At 28.8% G+C, this 18086-nt stretch carries 15 protein-coding genes and 1 riboswitch; of the genes, 10 read left to right on the forward strand and 5 right to left on the reverse strand.

Annotated features, from left to right (window positions below; all coding sequences use genetic code 11):
* The first annotated feature begins 138 nt into the window (after window positions 1-138).
* Window positions 139-1071 (forward strand): DMT family transporter, encoded by a 933-nt coding sequence (locus BEE63_RS14950; RefSeq protein ID WP_066022153.1) that lies wholly within the window; start codon window positions 139-141, stop codon window positions 1069-1071.
* A gap of 74 nt (window positions 1072-1145) precedes the next feature.
* On the opposite strand, the gene BEE63_RS14955 is transcribed toward BEE63_RS14950, so the two are convergent.
* The 3 genes from BEE63_RS14955 to BEE63_RS14965 all read right to left on the reverse strand — a co-directional run bounded on the left by BEE63_RS14955 (window position 1146) and on the right by BEE63_RS14965 (window position 2289).
* Window positions 1146-1526 carry a hypothetical protein gene (locus tag BEE63_RS14955; RefSeq protein ID WP_066022154.1) on the reverse strand — a complete coding sequence of 127 codons (381 nt, stop codon included), beginning with the start codon at window positions 1524-1526 and terminating at the stop codon, window positions 1146-1148.
* A gap of 239 nt (window positions 1527-1765) precedes the next feature.
* On the reverse strand, window positions 1766-2071 hold the full coding sequence (locus tag BEE63_RS14960; protein WP_066022155.1) for a spore coat protein: 306 nt from the start codon (window positions 2069-2071) through the stop codon (window positions 1766-1768).
* Between the two features lie 20 nt (window positions 2072-2091).
* Complete coding sequence (locus BEE63_RS14965; protein ID WP_066022156.1) at window positions 2092-2289, reverse strand: hypothetical protein; 198 nt, start codon at window positions 2287-2289, stop codon at window positions 2092-2094.
* A 278-nt stretch (window positions 2290-2567) separates the two neighbouring features.
* Here BEE63_RS14965 and BEE63_RS14970 point away from each other — a divergent pair, with 278 nt between their 5' ends.
* Window positions 2568-3422, forward strand: a complete 855-nt coding sequence (locus tag BEE63_RS14970) for a metallophosphoesterase (RefSeq protein WP_066022157.1) — start codon at window positions 2568-2570, stop codon at window positions 3420-3422.
* Window positions 3423-3802: 380 nt separating this feature from the next.
* On the opposite strand, the gene BEE63_RS14975 is transcribed toward BEE63_RS14970, so the two are convergent.
* Both BEE63_RS14975 and BEE63_RS14980 read right to left on the reverse strand, forming a co-directional pair.
* Complete coding sequence (locus BEE63_RS14975) at window positions 3803-5560, reverse strand: methyl-accepting chemotaxis protein (RefSeq protein WP_242874806.1); 1758 nt, start codon at window positions 5558-5560, stop codon at window positions 3803-3805.
* 299 nt (window positions 5561-5859) lie between these two features.
* Window positions 5860-6465, reverse strand: a complete 606-nt coding sequence (locus BEE63_RS14980) for a TetR/AcrR family transcriptional regulator (protein WP_066022159.1) — start codon at window positions 6463-6465, stop codon at window positions 5860-5862.
* Between the two features lie 491 nt (window positions 6466-6956).
* A riboswitch (purine riboswitch) is annotated at window positions 6957-7058 on the forward strand.
* A 269-nt stretch (window positions 7059-7327) separates the two neighbouring features.
* On the opposite strand from BEE63_RS14980, the gene BEE63_RS14990 reads away from it, so the two are divergent.
* The 8 genes from BEE63_RS14990 to BEE63_RS15025 all read left to right on the forward strand — a co-directional run bounded on the left by BEE63_RS14990 (window position 7328) and on the right by BEE63_RS15025 (window position 18019).
* Complete coding sequence (locus BEE63_RS14990) at window positions 7328-8623, forward strand: NCS2 family permease (protein ID WP_066022160.1); 1296 nt, start codon at window positions 7328-7330, stop codon at window positions 8621-8623.
* A gap of 423 nt (window positions 8624-9046) precedes the next feature.
* Window positions 9047-10438 carry an amino acid permease gene (locus BEE63_RS14995; protein ID WP_066022161.1) on the forward strand — a complete coding sequence of 464 codons (1392 nt, stop codon included), beginning with the start codon at window positions 9047-9049 and terminating at the stop codon, window positions 10436-10438.
* Between the two features lie 192 nt (window positions 10439-10630).
* Window positions 10631-12628: a methyl-accepting chemotaxis protein gene (locus BEE63_RS15000; RefSeq protein ID WP_066022162.1), complete on the forward strand. Its 1998-nt coding sequence runs from the start codon at window positions 10631-10633 to the stop codon at window positions 12626-12628.
* 74 nt (window positions 12629-12702) lie between these two features.
* Entirely contained in the window at window positions 12703-13227 is a 525-nt protein-coding gene (locus BEE63_RS15005; RefSeq protein WP_066022163.1) for a peptidylprolyl isomerase, read from the forward strand.
* Window positions 13228-13479: 252 nt separating this feature from the next.
* On the forward strand, window positions 13480-15357 hold the full coding sequence (locus BEE63_RS15010; protein WP_066022164.1) for a S53 family peptidase: 1878 nt from the start codon (window positions 13480-13482) through the stop codon (window positions 15355-15357).
* 187 nt (window positions 15358-15544) lie between these two features.
* Window positions 15545-16180 (forward strand): metallophosphoesterase family protein, encoded by a 636-nt coding sequence (locus BEE63_RS15015; RefSeq protein WP_081312564.1) that lies wholly within the window; start codon window positions 15545-15547, stop codon window positions 16178-16180.
* 27 nt (window positions 16181-16207) lie between these two features.
* Window positions 16208-17386 carry a sensor histidine kinase gene (locus BEE63_RS15020; RefSeq protein WP_066022166.1) on the forward strand — a complete coding sequence of 393 codons (1179 nt, stop codon included), beginning with the start codon at window positions 16208-16210 and terminating at the stop codon, window positions 17384-17386.
* Complete coding sequence (locus tag BEE63_RS15025; protein WP_066022167.1) at window positions 17387-18019, forward strand: response regulator; 633 nt, start codon at window positions 17387-17389, stop codon at window positions 18017-18019.
* Window positions 18020-18086: the final 67 nt, after the last annotated feature.

Raw genomic sequence — 18086 nt, forward strand, 5'->3', positions numbered from 1 at the left:
AGTGAAATTGATTAAACATATAAAAATATAATATTACAGCACAAATGTATCTCAATAAATTAGAATTGTTGACTTAATTGTTTTATAAAATTATAATTTTTCAGGAGAACTTAATAATAGTGAAGGGATGTTTAATAAATGGATTCAAAAAAATTTTTTACTAACAAAAAACTTGTAGTTCTATTTGCAACTATATGTTGTTTTCTATGGGGAAGTGCTTATCCAGCAGTAAAAATAGGGTATAAGTTATTTAATATAAAATCAAATGATGTGCCAAGTGAATTTGTATTTGCAGGATATAGATTTGCATTAGCAGGAATTATGGTAATTATTATATCAATAATGTTTCATAAAGATATGAAAATTTTTAATAAAAGGAATGTAATTCAAATTATTATATTAGGAATTACACAAACTTCACTTCAATATGTATTTTTTTATATTGGATTAGGAAATACAACAGGAACGAAGGGTTCTATAATGAATAGTACAGGGACTTTTTTTAGTATAATACTTGCACATTTTATATACAAAAATGATAGACTTAACTTAAATAAGGTTATAGGCTGTTTGGTAGGCTTTATAGGAGTTATAGTGGCAAACTTTAATTCTGATATGCTAAAGTTTTCATTTTCCTTTGTTGGCGAAGGATTTATTATGGTAGCTGCATTTGTACTATCTGCCTCCAGTATATATGGAAAAAGAATAACTCAAAAATTGGATTCTATGATTGTAACAGGATATCAGCTTTTTTTAGGAGGTGCTTTTCTTGCAGCTTTAGGTTTTATCAAAGGAGGAAGCTTAACAGGATTTTATGTACAATCAGTTTCGCTTTTAATATATCTTGCTCTTCTTTCAGCAATTGCATTTTCATTATGGACAGCCCTTATTAAATACAATAAAGTTGGAATAATATCTGTATTTAATTTCTTAGTGCCAATATTTGGAGTGCTTTTATCAGGTATATTTTTAAAGGAGAACATACTTCAAATTAAAAATCTAATAGCTCTTATTTTAGTATGTTTAGGTATAGTTCTTGTGTATAGAGAAAAGTCTATTTTAAATAGTTAATTCTAAATACAAGAATATCCCAAGAAAATGATTATTATCTTGAGATATATAAATTGCATATAATACTTTATATATTATTCATAGTAGTATGGGCATTGCATTTTTTTATGCCTATATTTATTATGTGTATAATTTCTGTCATAAGTATCATTATAATAACGAGCAGTAGTATTGTAATCTTGAGAATTATAGTCATTATAAGTGCTGCAATTAGTCTCATCTTCATTTAATTCTGGTTGGGATATTAAATTATCATAAAAACTTTTTTGACATTTATTAGAAGAACAATTGCACATAATGGGTAAAAAATTCATAAAAGGACAAGAATAAAAATGTATTAAATCCTCACTGCTACAGTTATTGCAATTATTGTGAATTTGGGTACTTTTACAGTAATTGCAGTTTTCCTTATCTATGTCTGCACATGTATATATACTTTCATTATAGTAATACATAAAATCCTCCATAAAATTAGCTTTATATATAGTATGAAATTTATAAAAGCAACATTACAATTTTGTGAAATTATGTAATTTTAAATAGCAATTTTCAGTTAGATAAAACAAAATAAAAATTAATATTAACAAATTGTTTTAATAAAGTAAATATACAGTACATATTTATTGGGTAATATTTATATAAAGATATATAGATATTGTCCTCCTCAAAAACACCAGCATTTTTACTGGTGTTTTTATTTGGATTGAAATTGAAGCAAACGTTTTGATTCCATTAAACTGTTTTTTAGTTGTTCAATAGGTTCATCATACGCATTGTACCATGATTTTTTAATCATCATATCCGAAAGTTCATGGTGCTCATTTATAGCTGAAATAAGTTGAGCATCCAATATTTGCCTTAACTGAGGGTTTGTAGTTTCACAGGCAGCAATGGATAAAGAAATTGTAGAATTTTCTAAGTTTTTAGCAAAATCTTGAGCTATATCTTTATTAGTAAATGTTTCTCCTTCTGTTCCGGTTAAGTTCTCTAATATTTTCATAAATGTGCCTCCAAGTAATGTTATTGATTTCCCATGAAATTTTGTATGGATTGAATATTGCTTTTTTCTGTATCCTTCATTTTTTTTAGAAATGACTTTAAGTCTTCATCTGTAGTCATTTTTACCATGGATCCTATTTTTTTATATGTATTTATTTCATCACCTAATATTTTTCTGAGTTCGAGGGTTTCAAAAGATGTTAAATTTGAAGATTGCATTATAATTTCCTCCACAATTTAGAATTTTAATGGATAAACATATGATAAAATTATTATGTACAATTCTACTAAAATGTATGTATAAAAGATAAACATGTATTAAAATAATTTTAGTGTTTACCTTCAGTTTATACAGTATTTTATGTTTGATTAAAGAAGTATTAATGTGATATACTAAAAAACAATTATTTAAGGATATTAAATAGAGATATTTCCTAAATAAGTGTAAAAGTGAAAAATTATTAAAAATAATGTAAAGAGCAAGCGGAGGAAAACTAATGATTGTATGGATAATAATTTTGTGTATTTTAAGTATAATCTTGTTTATAGATAATAATTTTTTTGAAGTTGTTAATTATGAAATGAAGTCTAAAAAGATTCCTCATGAATTTGATAATTTTAAAATTTTGCAGTTAACTGATCTTCATAGCAAAAAATTTGGAAAACATAATATTAAATTAGTAAGAAAAATTGAAGATATAAACCCCAATATAATTGTTATTACAGGTGATATGATAAAAGATGATGGTGACTATAGTGTATTTTTTGAGTTGATTAAGGAAATTTATGATAAGTATAAAATATATTTTATAGTTGGAAATCATGAACAAAAATTACAAGGGTCAAATGAGAAGATGTATAATGATATGATTCGTATGCTGAATAAATTCAACGTCAATATAATTGAAAATGGAAAAAAAGAAATAGTATATAATGAAAAAAAAATAAATTTATATGGAATGAAGTTTGATTTAAAATATTATAGAAATGTATTAAAAAGTGATTCTCGAAAGGTAAAACTTAAACTGGAAGATGTAGAAAATAGACTGGGAAAATGTGAAGATGATGAGTACAATATTCTACTGATACATAATCCAGTGTTTTTTAAGGTATATGCTGCATGGGGAGCGGATCTTGTTTTATGTGGACATATGCATGGAGGGATGGTGAAAATTCCGTTTATTGGAGGAGTATTTTCACCTGAGCATAATTTTTTCCCGAAGTACTGCAGCGGTAAATATGACCTTTATGGTAAAAAGATGATTATAAGCAGGGGACTTGGGAGAGGCGATTTTGGATTCAGATTTCTAAATAGACCTGAAATTTCAGTTATTAAGCTAAAGAATAGATAATTTGTATTTGAAAATAATGCCAAAGAATTAATTAAAACTGTTGGTCTTCCGTGTATACAATATTATACTAGCATCAAGTTTTTGGTATTAACTTTGCTCTGCTTTTTAATAGGTGAGGGCTTTGTCTGGGTAAATATTTATGTTTAAAATTCCGTAGGTACGGAGGGATTTTTTCATTGTTTTTACCTCTATGCGAAGTAACAGTGTTTTGAAAACTGTTTAAAAAAAATTGTATAAATCTTAGGGTGATATTTTAAAAAAGCTTAGAAATTTCAATTTGTTTGAACATTAGTGAGTTATTGAAATTTCTTAGAATTTTTTAAATATCACCCTTAGATTTATTAATTTTATTTAATGTTTCAAAATATTGTTACTTCGCACTATGAAATTTTGAAGTTGTCTACGGTTTTAAGAAGATTATTTGCTATAATATTAAGGTTTTGAGCATCTACTGCAACAATATGAGATGCACTAGAAAGATTATTTGATGAAAGTGTAACATCTTCAGAGGTTTTTGAATTTTTAGAAGCTAGAGAATTTAATGTGCTTACCCTTGAAACCAGTAAATCCTTTGAAGAAGATATTTCATTCATGGAATCATATGAATTTTTAATTAGCGGTAATATGTTATCAATTGATTCCAAAATATTTGTAAAAGATTCAGCTGCATTTTTTACTGAAGATGATTGATTTTCAAAGTAAGATTCCATGTTTTTTGTTGTGGATAGAACTTCATTTGCATTGGTACTTATGTTATCAGTCAAAGAGTTTATTTTACTTATTAAACCTTGAGTTTGTTCTGCAAGATTACGTATTTTTTCAGAAACAACGGAGAACCCTTTTCCAGCTTCTCCAGCTCTTGCAGCTTCTATCGCTGCATTTAGGGCTAAAAGGTTTGTGTTTTCTGAAATTTCATTTATAAACGTTGTTATATTAATTATTTCATTAATAGAAGTGCTGAGAGTATTAATTTTTTCTACTACTGATTTAAATGAATTTTTTGTATTATCAATTGAAGTAAATAAATTATTCATTTCTTTATTACCAAGAACAACCTTAGAATTTGCATTGTCGCCTTCACTTTTTACATTTCCTAGTTTTGAATATATTATTTGCATATTTTGATTCAATTTATTTAAAAGTTCAGAAACCTCACTTAAATTAGTTACTTGAGAACATGCTCCCTTTGAAACTAATGATATAGCTTGATCAACTTCCTCAGTTGAAGATGATAATTCTTCAGATGTTGAGGTTAAATTTTCAGACTTAGTTTGAATTTCTTTTGAAGATTCTTTTATTTCTAGAATCATATGTTCAACTTTATCAAGCATAAGGTTAAAAGCACTAGCTATATCACCTATTTCATCATTGTATTTTATAGAAGCTCTCTCTTTAAGGTTGCCAGAAGAAGCTTTTTCTATAGCATTTTTCATGTCTTTAAGTGGATTTATTCTTTTTGATATAATTATATATATTAGTATAGAACCTATAATAAGGTTAAATATGGCAGTAATAAGTATAATATTAAGTATACTATTAGCTGGTTTATAGAAATCACTGTCATATGCACCTACATTAATATACCAATTCCATGGTTTAAAGTATCCAACTGCATTTGTTTTAGGTTTCATAGAAGTTTCACCTGGGTTTTTCCAGTAAAAATGAATCATTCCATTGTTTTTGGGATTATTGCCTTCATCAATTATGAGTTTTACTATATTATTGCCTTTTGGATCAATCATGTTAGAAATATTTTCTCCCTCTTTTTTAGGGTGCATTGTTTCTACTCCATGACTGTCAATAGCGTACATATAAGCATTAATATTTAACTCTAATTTTTTATTAAAAGGGCGTGTCTTATTGTCTGAATTTTTAGAACCGAGCATTTTATTGCGAAAGATCTCCTGAGCATTTTTAAGAGATAATTTTTTATTATCAACTTGATTTTGAAGTACTTGCATTTCAGTAAGTGCCATGTTTATTCGATTTCGCAGTGCATCTTCACCCAAATTTGTGAGTGCCTTTTTTGATTTTGCGTAAATAATAAAACTTAAAATAGACATAGTAATAAACATAATAATTACAAAAGATATAACTAGAGTTGATTTAATACCTAATGTTTTTTTTGTTTTTGCCATAATAATCATCCTCTCGCTTGTGGTAACGTTTACTTAAAACGGTACAAAATAAATAACAACATTTTAAGTAAATAAAACATATAATAAAATCATTATATTTGAATAATAATACTATTATACAATTAAAGTTAATATTTTTCAAAAATGTAAGTATAGTAATAAATAAAGTTAAAAGCCAATTTAGAAATCATAACTAAAGTAATTTAATATTTTTACAGCTCATAAGTGCAAAACAGTATATTCATTAAAAAATGAAATATAAGCTATAGTTTTATTTTAGAGTATAGGCAGATTATAGTTTAAGCTTCTATAGATAAATTTCTACTGAGAATTTTATCAACTAAATCTAGGTAATCTCCAGAATATACAAGAGTCTTATTTGTCAGCATTATAGCTAGTCCATGTATAGTGCTCCATAAAGATATAATACTTAAGTTTAATTCTTCATTACTGCGGCAGCCTTTCACAGAATTTAAATAATTTAAAGCACTTTTTCTGAAAGAATCAAAGGAATCACCTTTAATGCATAAAAGGTTATGATTGCATATGAAAACTTTATTGGATAGGTTGTCCATAAGAAGTAATTTAAAGTAGTCAGGGTTTTCAACCATAAATTTTATATATTTTTTACCTAATTCTAAGACTTGAGCTTTAAAATCTGTTGTGTGCTCTAATGATATTTTTTCAAGTGATTTTTTGAATTTTTCTGTTCCCTCGGATATTATTGCACAAATTAAGTCATCTTTATTTTTAAAATGTTTATATGGTGTAGTATGACTTACCCCACACATTTTAGCAACTTTTCTTAGTGAAAATTCCTCATAGCCTTTGTTTGTTAAAAGTTTTAGTCCGTTTTGTATCATATCATTTCTTAAATTACCATGATGATATTTAAGCTTTTCCATGTTAACATCCCTTCTTAAATAAAATTATTATTTTTTACTTGGTTTTGGATAACTAAATAAAGCTGCAATAATAAAAAAAACTACTGAAATAATGTATAATTTATTTGTAATTAAAAAATTTTTTTTAGATATTATTTTTGCAAATAAAAAAAATATGCCGGCTATGCATAGTGCAGCTGAGGCATAGTAATTTCTACTTTTTTTCAACATAGCTCACTCCTGTTAATTGTAATATTTTATTTATACACGTATCATAATGTTTTCAAAATTAACCCTTTGATGCATGTGTAAATAAATGCTAGCCATAAAAATATTATAGCATATTACATATATTGGTTAAAATTAATAATAACGTTATTTAATTTACGTATGAAATATAAAAAAATTTATAGTGTTTAATGAAAAAAATTAAAAAAGTTAATAAAAAGTTAAAAGATATGTTGATTTTAATAAAAAACTAGTGTAATATAAGTTTGTACTAAATTTATAGTGAAATTTAATAACAGATTACCCGTATATACTTGGAAATATGGTCTAAGCGTTTCTACCAGACTGCCGTAAATTGTCTGACTATGGGTGTTTATAGGTATTTTATTATATTTATAAGCTCCATAATATTATGGAGCTTATTTTTATTACTATTAATACCTTTAGGTAAGCTTTTGTTTATGTTGCTGATATGCCCAATTTGTGTTTACCATAAATGGACATATTAGTAATATTATCAAAGTAATGCTTCTATTTGCCATACGTATTATATGCTTATATATATTTGCATAGTTTGAATAACATATAGTTTTTAACGGCAAAGTTTATAATTTTTACTTATTATAAATATTAAAGAAATTTTCAGGAGGTAATTATGTTAGACAAGATTTTTCACTTATCAGAAAACCACACAAACGTTAGAACAGAAATTTTAGCTGGATTCACTACTTTTATGACTATGGCATATATACTTGTTGTAAACCCACAAATTTTAAGTCAAACTGGAATGCCAATTAAAGCAGTATTTACAGCTACAGTTTTAGCATCCTTCATAGGAACAATAATAATGGCATTTGCTGCCAATTATCCATTCGGAATGGCACCAGGTATGGGGCTTAACGCACTATTTACTTATACAATATGTATTACAATGAAATTCTCTTGGCAGACAGCTCTAGCAGCATCATTTATTGAAGGTATCATATTTTTAGCATTAAATTTATTCAAAGTTAGACAACTTATTATTGACAGTGTACCACAGACCTTAAAATATGCTATTAGTATAGGAGTTGGTTTCTTTATAACATTTATAGGACTTCAAGATGCAGGAATAATAGTTGCTTCAAAGTCAACTTTAGTTGCACTTGCAAGTCTTAAAACTCCAACAGTACTACTTGCAGTATTAGGTGTTTTGCTTATAGCAGTTCTTTATAGTAAAAATGTAAAAGGATCTTTTGTTATAGGAATGTTTGCTATATATATTATAGGTATAGTACTTGGACTTGCTAAAGCACCTAGTGCAAATTTAAAAGATTACATGCCGCAATCAGTTGCACCAGTATTTTTAAAGTTTGATTTTAAGAGTGCTATGGTTATTGGAACAATTCCAGTAATACTTTCAATGTTATTCATAGATATTTTTGATAGTATAGGAACTTTAATAGGTTTAGCATCAAAGGCTGGTTTCCTTGATGAAAAAGGAAATGTTAAGAATGCCGATAGAGTTTTAACAGCTGATGCCGTTGGATCAACTATAGGAGCTTGTCTCGGTACTTCAACTCCAGTTGTATATGTTGAATCTGCTTCAGGTATAGCAGAAGGCGGAAAAACAGGACTTACAGGTCTTACAGTTGCAATATTGTTTTTAGTATCAATATTTTTATCACCAGTATTTACAGCAATACCTTCTTTTGCAACAGGTCCTGTTCTTGTAGTTTTAGGTGCTGTAATGATGGAACCTATAAATAAGGTCGATTTTTCCGATTTCTCAGAAACATTTCCTGTATTTATAACATTAGTATTAATACTTTTGACATATTCTATTACTGATGGTCTTGCTCTTGGATTTTTATCATATGTTGTAATAAAGATATTTAATGGAAAAGCAAAAGAAATTCCAAAATCACTATATGTAATATCTTTATTATTTATTTTAATGTTCGCTATTTAATTTAAAGTATTATATTAATTAAGTAAAAAATTTAAGGATTATTCAGTAACTAAAATTACTGGATAATCCTTTTTTTATTTTATGAAAAAGGTAGTTAGTTAATTATTTATGAGAATAATTGTAAAAAGATAGCTATAATCCATTATATGTAATTAGCAAATACACAAAAATAAGACTTGATTTTTGGGAAAAAGTGAATATAAAACAAGTATATTAGATAATTACAAAAAAAAGCGGGCTATAAAATTATTTTGATAATTTTAAATTATAGTCTAAAAAATTGATAAAATAACAAAGAAATAGAATATTTTTGAGCATAATGAAATTATTTTGTAGAAAATTAAGCTATAATTGAATTTTTATATATAACTAATTAATCGTATAATAGAAAGGCTTGTTATTATACAATTAAGGAGAACATTGATGAAAATATTTAGAAGAAAATCGCTAGAAAATATGCTAATTAGTGCGAAAAAAACAAATCTTGAGAAAACACTTAAAACTAAAGACATAGCAGCGCTAGGAATAGGGGCAGTTGTTGGAGTAGGAATATTTGTTGCTACAGGTACGGGTGCCAATATGGCAGGACCTAGTATTATCGTTTCATTTTTTTTAGCAGCTGTAGTGGCATGTCTTTGTGGTTTGTGTTATTCTGAACTGGCCACCATGTTTCCTGTGTCTGGAAGCACATATTCATATGCATACATAACCTTTGGCGAGTTTATAGCAATGATAATAGGTTGGTGTCTTACATCTGAATATCTTGTTGCTTGTAGTGCTGTTGCTTCAGGATGGTCTGGAACGTTTATTGGAATATTAAAAAATATAGGAATAGCTCTTCCAAAGGCTATTACAGCATCACCAAGTAAGGGTGGTATTGTTGATTTGCCGGCTGTTCTTATAACTTTGTTATTAACATATATGTTGTATTATGGCATGAAGGAAAGTTCTCATATTAATAATATAATTGTTGTTGTTAAAATATCTGTTATATTACTTTTTTTAATACTTGGTGTATCGCATATAAATTTTTCAAACTACAAGCCTTTTGCGCCTTTTGGAATTAAAGGAATGTTTGCGGGAGCATCTACAATATTCTTTTCCTATATAGGATTTGATGCTATTTCCACTACGGCTGAGGAAGCTGAAAATCCAGGCAGGGATGTTTCTAGAGGATTAATAATTTGTCTTGCAGTTGTGAGTTTTTTGTATGTGTCGGTTGCTTTTGTTTTAACAGGTATTGTTCCTTATAGTAAAATAATTCCTGAAAATGCAGTTCCAGGAGCACTTGCAAGTATCGGAATAAGATGGGGATCTGCGTTAGTTGGAGTTGGTGCTATATTAGGCATGATATCAACTTTAATAGCTGTTCTTTATGGTCAAATAAGAATATTTATGGCTATGTCAAGAGATGGATTGTTACCTAAAATAATGTGTAAAATTCATCCAGTGCATAAAACACCTTATGTAGCTACAGCACTTACTGGAATTACAGCATCTATAATAGCTGGGCTTTTACCACTGGATATTATCACTAATTTTTTAAGTATAGGAACACTTATAAGTTTTTCCATGGTTTCTGTAGCTGTTATTGTGCTTAGAAAGACTATGCCCAATATGGAAAGAAAATTTAAATGTCCAGGAGTTCCTTTTACGCCAATAATAACTGTATTAAGTTGTATAGCACTTATGACTACATTGAAAAAAATAACATGGGAAGCGTTTATTGTATGGCTTTTTATAGGAATAGCATTTTATTTCTTTTATGGAATGAAACACAGCTCACTTAATGAAAATGAAAAAAAAGATAATTAAATGTTTATTTTAAGTTTGTGTGTTTAAAGAAATTTTATAAGGTATGTCAAAAGGTAAGTTTTGACATACCTTTTTTTAGTATAGAAATGTTGAAAATAATCACAAATTGTGATAAGTTAATAATTATATAAAAATAGTTGATATTTTATTAAATTTAGCACGACTATACTGAAAAAAATGAGGTGACAGTCTATGAAAAGTATTAAATCAAAAATAATTGTTTTGGTTTCTGCATTATGTTCGTTTCTATTAATATGTTCTTTCCTTTCAAGTTATTTTATATTAAAAAAAGCTTTATTTAGCCAGTATACAGATAAAATGATAGTTAGCTCTGAAAAATATTCTGAAATGATTAATGGCTGGCTTGATACCCAAACTAAGGTATTTAATGAAGTTGCCGAAAATACAGAAAATAACAATATGATTAAAAATGATGATGATATTCTAAAATATTTTTCAAGGAAGATAAAAAGTAATTCAAATGTAAGTGATATTTACGCAGCTTTTGAAGATGGCAAGTTCATTGATGGAGCTGGATGGGTACCACCAGCAGGATATGATGCGAGACAAAGAGATTGGTATAAAGATGCAATCACAAAAAATAAAATTACATATACCCCTTATTTTGATTTAGTTACAAAGAAAATTGTTGTTTCGGTAGCTATGCCTGTAGAAGTGAATGGGAAAAAGGGAGTTATAAGTGAAGATATAAAAATGGATTCAATTGTTAATAATATTAATAACGCTAAAACAGTAAAAAATAGTTATGGATATTTAGTTGATAATGAAAATAATGTGTTAGTTCATCCTTATAAAGGATTTAAACCTATAAAGGATAAATTGCAAAATTTAGATACCTTTCAAAGCGGAAAGTATAAAGACATTGTGTCTTCAAATAAGGGACAACTTATTAAACTAAGTGATTATGATGGAGTCGATAGATATTTTATAAGTTCGAAGGTTAAAATCTCTAATTGGACAGTTGGTTTTGCTATACCAGAGAGTGAGTTTACTAAAGGACTTCAGTCTTTTATAATACTTTCAATAATAATATTTGCTCTGTATATAGGTATTGCAGTTTTGATTTCAATGTACCTAGCTAAAAAAATATCTGATCCAATAGTAATAGTAACAAAATCAATAAATAGGATGAAAAATCTAGAATTTTCATACGATGAAAAATTAAATGGGGTGATTGAAAATAAGGATGAAACCGGAAGAATAGCAAAGGCAGTTGTTAATTTAGGAGAAACATTAAATAACATGGTTAAGAGTATAAAGAATAATTCTGACAAAATAGCAGAGCATTCAGAAAGTGTATCTGTAGCTTTGAAGGAAACAGTTAAATCTATAGAGGAAGTGTCAAAAACATCAGAAGAATTAGCTAAAGGCTCAGTAAATCAAGCATCAGAAGCAGGAAATGGATTTAAGAGATTAAATGAACTTTCTATAGAGATAAATGATGTAGTCAATAGTGCTAATGAAGTTAGAAAATATTCTAATAGCACAAAACAAGAAAATAATGAGGGACTTAATGCAATAACAATACTTAATGATAAATTAAATCACAATAATGAGGCAGCAGGTAAGGTATACAGTAGTATTGATGAGTTAGCTCAAAAATCAAAGAGTATAGGTTCCATAATAGAAACAATAGAAGGTTTAGCCGAGCAGACTAATTTACTTGCTTTAAATGCAGCAATTGAAGCTGCAAGGGCAGGGGAAGCTGGAAAGGGATTTTCTGTTGTTGCAGATGAAGTTAGAGTGCTTTCAGAAGGGACATCAGAGGCTACAAAAAAGATTTCTAGTTTTATAGCTGAAATGCAGAATGAAGTGAATAACGTTAAAGCTAGTGTTAAGGATTCTGAGAAAACAAATATAGAGGCAAATTCTAGCATGGGTAAAGCGAGCGAAGCATTTAATAATATTGCTAAATCTATGAATAATACCATAAGCAATATAGAAGATCTTATATTGAAGATATCTAGCGTTAATGATCATAAAGAGGATGTTATGAAATTTATTGAAAATATATCTGCTATATCGGAAGAGGCTGCTGCAGGAACTGAGGAACTTTCGTCATCCGTTGCTGAACAGAACAGTGTGGTTGAAAATATATCTGGCAACATGGGTGAACTTGAAAATATTGCAGTAGAACTTCGAAATATAGTTAATAAGTTTAAATTATAGCTATATTATGGATATAATTTTATCCTTTTGGTATAATAGTGTAATGTTAAATATATTACGTGGAGGAATAAAATATGAAAAACCCAATAGTTACAATTGAAATGGAAAATGAAAACAAGATAAAGATAGAGTTATATCCTAAAATAGCTCCTAATACTGTGAATAATTTTATTTCACTTATAAATCATAATTTTTATGATGGAGTAATATTTCACAGAGTAATACCTGGTTTTATGATTCAAGGTGGAGATCCTGATGGAAATGGAATGGGTGGTCCTGGTTATGCTATAAAAGGAGAATTTTCATCCAATGGTTTTCCTAATAACTTAAAGCATGAAAAAGGAGTAATTTCCATGGCTAGAACTGGATTCCCTGATTCAGCAGGTTCACAGTTTTTCATAATGGTACAGGATGCACCTCATCTTGATGGAGACTATGCTGCTTTTGGAAAAGTAATAGAGGGAATAGAAGAAGCCCAGAGAATAGTTTCAGTAAAAAGAGACTATTCCGATAGACCTTTAGAAGATCAAAAAATTAAGACTATGAAAGTTGAAACTTTTGGAGAAGATTATCCAGAGCCTGAAATAATAGAAGAATAAAATACGTGAAATCCTGCTAAATTAATTTTAGCAGGATTTTTTTATGCGCATTTAGTACTTAAAATGCCACTCAGTACCATTTATATTATGGATGAAATTATTTGTTTAATTATAATGTAATTAAATATTTAACATATAAGTTAAAAAAATGAAATAAATAATGGATTACTATTGCATTTTACTATTGGTATGGTATATAATAAAAAAAATACATTATTTTTGTAAAATTAATAAAAAAAGGGGGAGTATTTTATGAAAAAGTGTACAAAGACAATGCTGTCAATAAGTACAGCAATATTTTTAACTATAGGCAGCTTTCCAAGTGTAATTCATGCAGAAACTCAAGGAAATGTTGAAGTTGCAGAGGGAGCAGCGGACACAATTACGGGTAAGGCTTCATTTTTTGGTGATGTTGACCCGAATACTAAGGTTACAATTGATATTGTAATGAAAATTCAAAACAAATCTGAACTTGAAAATTACATTAGGGGTACAGTTACACCTAAAAGCTCTAATTATAGAAAATATTTAAGTGTAGCTGAATTTAAAAAATCATTTGCCCCAAAATTGAAACAAATTAAGAAATTGACTGAATATTTAAAAGCTTTTGGTATTACGAGCGAAGTGTATCAAGATAATTTGATTGTTACTGCTACAGGAACGGTAGGGCAGATAAATAAAGCTTTTGATGTTAAATTACAACATGCAACTTATAAAGGAAAAACATTCCGCGCAACTAAAAAGCAACCTAAACTTCCAAAGAATATTGCAGATGATATACTATGTGTTTTAGGGTTAAGTAATTATTCTGGCTATAAAGCAAGAACTGAAATGATTCCAAATGATTTAAAGCCATCAGGTGACAGTGAACCAGCTTCTCTCAATCCTTCAGATTTTATTAAGCATTATAATGTACAACCTTTGTATGACAATGGGGCTAGTGGTAAAAATCAAAGTATAGGTATTGTTACATTAGCAGAATTTAATACGAATGATGCATATTCTTTCTGGCAGCAAGAAGGAATAAAAACTGATCCAAATCGTATAAAAGTTAATGATGTCGATGGTGGTTCTGGAACTGATGGAGCAGATGAAAGTACACTTGATGTAGAGCAGTCGGGTGCAATAGCTCCAAAAGCTAAAGTTAATGTATATGTTGGACCGAATACAGACCCTGGTTTTGTAGATGCTTTTGCTAAGGTAATTAATGAAAATAAATGTCATCAAATATCTACAAGTTGGGGAGAAAGCGATGATTATATTGAATATTCAGTAGAACAAGGTCAAGAAACTCGCGAATATGCAGAAACATTTAATCAATTATATATGCAAGCGGCAGCACAAGGAATTTCAATGTTTGCAACAGCAGGAGACAATGGAGCATATGATTCAACCGAAAATACACCACCTTCATATGAGCTTGATGCAGATAATCCAGGTGATAGTCCATACATTATATCAGCAGGAGGTACTACATTAGCTTGGAAGGGAACTGTAAAAGGTGTACAAGTAAAAGTAGATAATGAACGTGCTTGGGGATGGGATTATTTATATCCTGCATTTGATGCTGAGGGATTATATGCTAGTGGAAAATTAAAGAAATACTTTGGTGGCGGAGGCGGAGGCTTTAGCAAGATCTTTGATACTCCATATTATCAAAAAGGTGTTTCTGGTGTAAACACTTTTACAGGAGTTCAGCAGTGGAAAGCCTCAAATCCAGATGGTGTACGTCTTTTAAATGTAACTAGAGAAAGTACTCCACAGATTGTTACAGGTAAAGGTACTGGAAGGAATGTACCTGATATTTCAATGAATGCAGATCCATACACAGGTTACAATTTGTATTATAATGGTAAAATGATTAATATTGGTGGTACAAGTATAGTTGCTCCACAGTTAGCAGGTTTAAGTGCCTTAATAAATGATAATAATAAGACTCAGGTTGGCTTTTGGAATCCTCAAATATATAGATTTGCACAAAGTAAGGATTCTCCTATAACACCACTTAATGATACAGGTGTAGGAAATGACAATATTTTTTATACAGGTACAAAGGGAGCAATTTATAATCAAGCAACCGGACTCGGCATACCAAATGTTGCAAAATTAAGTGCAAGCTTTGGAAAATAGGGACAAGCCTTTATAATTTAGTATAATATTTAAGGTTAGTATATTAAAAAAATTAAGAATTAAGAATGAATGTAGATTTTCCAGAGTAAAGCAGCGGAAAATAATCATTCATTCTTAATTTTTTTCTGTTTCTACCTAAGTGGACATATAAGTTTATTACTTGTAAAATAATAAGAGAGGGGATGATATGATGAATATAGCAGTTATTAGTGATGTTCATGGCAACTATAACGCTCTTAAACGCGTTATTGATGATATAAAAAAGAAAAAAATTAATTCAGTAATAGTTCTTGGAGATATAATATTTTCTGGAGAAGAACCACAAAAATGTTTTGATACAATTAAAAAGCTAAAGCCTCTCGCTTGGATTAAAGGAAATACGGATAATTGGTTTAATGAAATTGATGAAAATTTTAGACCGAAAAATGAAATAGAAGATAAAATTTATAGGAAGTTTATAAAAGTAAATAAAATAATTTTAACTGATGTAAGCAAAACAATTAGGAAACTAAAAGCGAAAGAAGAAATTCAAATTGGAGGAAAAAGAATTCTATGTGTTCATGGCTCAGACAGAAAAATAGATGAATCCATAGGAATTGCAACTCCTCCAAAAGATATGAATGAACTTATACATAGATTAGAATGCGATATTCTTTTGTGTGGGCATACACATTTGCCATATACAGCATTTTCTAATGGCAAACTCATCATGAATGTAGGGAGTGTTGGCTTACCTAAGGATGAAACAAAAGCTTCCTATGGTATTTTGACATTTGATGGTGATAATTTTGAATATAGTATTAGAAAAATTAGCATCAATTAAATTGTGATTTTTCAGGAGAGGAAATTTATGAATAATAAGATAAAAGGATATCTTGTTACAATTGCATATGTGATATTAACAATTGAGTTAGTGACATGCTTTGTCCAAAACATACAGAATCCATGGCAGGCAATGTTCTTGTGTATGGCAATTATTGGGCTGTTTACTGTTCGCCAGATTGCATTAATTGGTAAAGAGTTTAGCAAATTATATTTTGTGTATGTACTTATTGAAACACTTCTTATTTTTATATTAGGAAAGTACAATGATGGCACAAGTTTTGTTGTTTTTTATTTTGTAATTATCTATGATGTAATATTTGAGCTTCAAGGTTTTTATTTTCTTCCCTTTTCTATAGGCTTTTACTTATTAACTTCTTACATAAACTATATTAAATTTAATGGTAGGAGTATAGTTAGTTTTTATACTTTGGAATTTAATAATTTCATTTTGTTTTCTTTTGTAATTATAATTACTTATCTATTGAAATATATATGCAGTATTAATGGTAAGCTTGAAGATACAAGCAGCAAATTGAGTATAAAAAATATACAGCTTGAGGACTCATTTGAGAATATTAAGAAAGCTTATGAAAAAAATGAAGATTATATTGTACTAAATACTAGAAATAGTTTTGCGAGAGAAATTCATGATACAGTTGGTCATACGCTTACAACGGCTTTGGTGGAAATGGAAGCCAGTAAGGTTCTTATGAATGAAAATAAAATTGGTGCATACGATAAATTAGATTCTTCAATAAATCAGGTTAGAAAAGGTCTTAGGCAGGTCAGAACTTCTGTGAGAAATTTTGATAAGCAGGATATAGATTATTATAATGAAGTTATTGAATTAATAAATAATACAATTTTACATACGGAAGTTGCCATTAGATATGATATAGATGACTTTAAAGGAGAAGATGAACTTGTGAAGAGGTGTATTTTTAGAGCACTTCAAGAGGGAATAAGCAATGGAATAAGGCATGGAGAGGCAACAGCGTTTTTGTTTAAGCTTAAGTACAAGGGAAATATGCTTAAATTTTCATTAGAGAACAATGGTAAAGGCATAAGCCATTTTCAAAAGGGATTTGGGCTTAAGGCTATGGAGGAACGAGTCAAAGAGGCAAATGGGATTTTAAATATTATGACTGATATTGGTGAAGGTTTTAATATATATATAGATTTTAACATAGGGGGGGAATTTTGAGTGATAAAGGTTATAGTAGTTGATGATCAAAGTTTAATGAGAGATGGACTTGAAGTTATAATAAATTCATTTCCTGAAATTGAAGTTGAGGCATGTGGTAAAAACGGGGAAGAAGCTATAGAATTAGTGGAAAAATTGAAACCTGAACTCATACTCATGGATATAAGAATGCCAGTTATGGATGGTGTTACTGCATCTAAAATTATAAGAGAAAAGTTCCCTAATGTAAAAGTTTTATTATTAACAACTTTTGATGATGAAGAATATATATTAAATGCTATGAGTTTCGGGGTATCTGGTTATATATTTAAGGATATTGAAAAGGAAAAATTAAGACAGGCAATAATCGACTGTGTGCATGGTACGTTCATAATGCCGTCAAAGGTTGCCGAGGTTATTGTAAAGAAGGCTACTCAAATTAATGATAATAAGCAGAGTATAAAATTTGATTTTACTGAACGTGAAGTTGAAGTAGCTTCAATGATTGCAGATGGTTTTACAAATAAGCAAATTGCTTCAGCACTGTATATAAGTGACGGAACGGTAAAAAATTATGTTAGTAATATTTACAGCAAAACTGGAATTAAGGACAGGACGAAGCTTGCTATATATTTAAAGAAAAATTTGAAATGATTAATTTGTTAAATATGTCACTGTATTAAAAGTAACCACGGTAATATATAAATTATGACTGTGGTTA

This window comes from Clostridium pasteurianum (assembly GCF_001705235.1).
In the GTDB taxonomy this organism is placed as follows: Bacteria; Bacillota; Clostridia; order Clostridiales; family Clostridiaceae; genus Clostridium_S; species Clostridium_S pasteurianum_A.

Coding starts and splice junctions, on each gene's coding strand:
- BEE63_RS14960 (WP_066022155.1), bottom strand. CDS start 2,071: ATGAAAATATTAGAGAACTTAACCGGAACAGAAGGAGAAACATTTACT.
- BEE63_RS14965 (WP_066022156.1), bottom strand. CDS start 2,289: ATGCAATCTTCAAATTTAACATCTTTTGAAACCCTCGAACTCAGAAAA.
- BEE63_RS15000 (WP_066022162.1), top strand. CDS start 10,631: ATGAAAAGTATTAAATCAAAAATAATTGTTTTGGTTTCTGCATTATGT.
- BEE63_RS14975 (WP_242874806.1), bottom strand. CDS start 5,560: ATGGCAAAAACAAAAAAAACATTAGGTATTAAATCAACTCTAGTTATA.
- BEE63_RS15020 (WP_066022166.1), top strand. CDS start 16,208: ATGAATAATAAGATAAAAGGATATCTTGTTACAATTGCATATGTGATA.
- BEE63_RS14955 (WP_066022154.1), bottom strand. CDS start 1,526: ATGTATTACTATAATGAAAGTATATATACATGTGCAGACATAGATAAG.
- BEE63_RS15010 (WP_066022164.1), top strand. CDS start 13,480: ATGAAAAAGTGTACAAAGACAATGCTGTCAATAAGTACAGCAATATTT.
- BEE63_RS14995 (WP_066022161.1), top strand. CDS start 9,047: ATGAAAATATTTAGAAGAAAATCGCTAGAAAATATGCTAATTAGTGCG.
- BEE63_RS14970 (WP_066022157.1), top strand. CDS start 2,568: ATGATTGTATGGATAATAATTTTGTGTATTTTAAGTATAATCTTGTTT.
- BEE63_RS14950 (WP_066022153.1), top strand. CDS start 139: ATGGATTCAAAAAAATTTTTTACTAACAAAAAACTTGTAGTTCTATTT.
- BEE63_RS14990 (WP_066022160.1), top strand. CDS start 7,328: ATGTTAGACAAGATTTTTCACTTATCAGAAAACCACACAAACGTTAGA.
- BEE63_RS14980 (WP_066022159.1), bottom strand. CDS start 6,465: ATGGAAAAGCTTAAATATCATCATGGTAATTTAAGAAATGATATGATA.
- BEE63_RS15005 (WP_066022163.1), top strand. CDS start 12,703: ATGAAAAACCCAATAGTTACAATTGAAATGGAAAATGAAAACAAGATA.
- BEE63_RS15015 (WP_081312564.1), top strand. CDS start 15,545: ATGATGAATATAGCAGTTATTAGTGATGTTCATGGCAACTATAACGCT.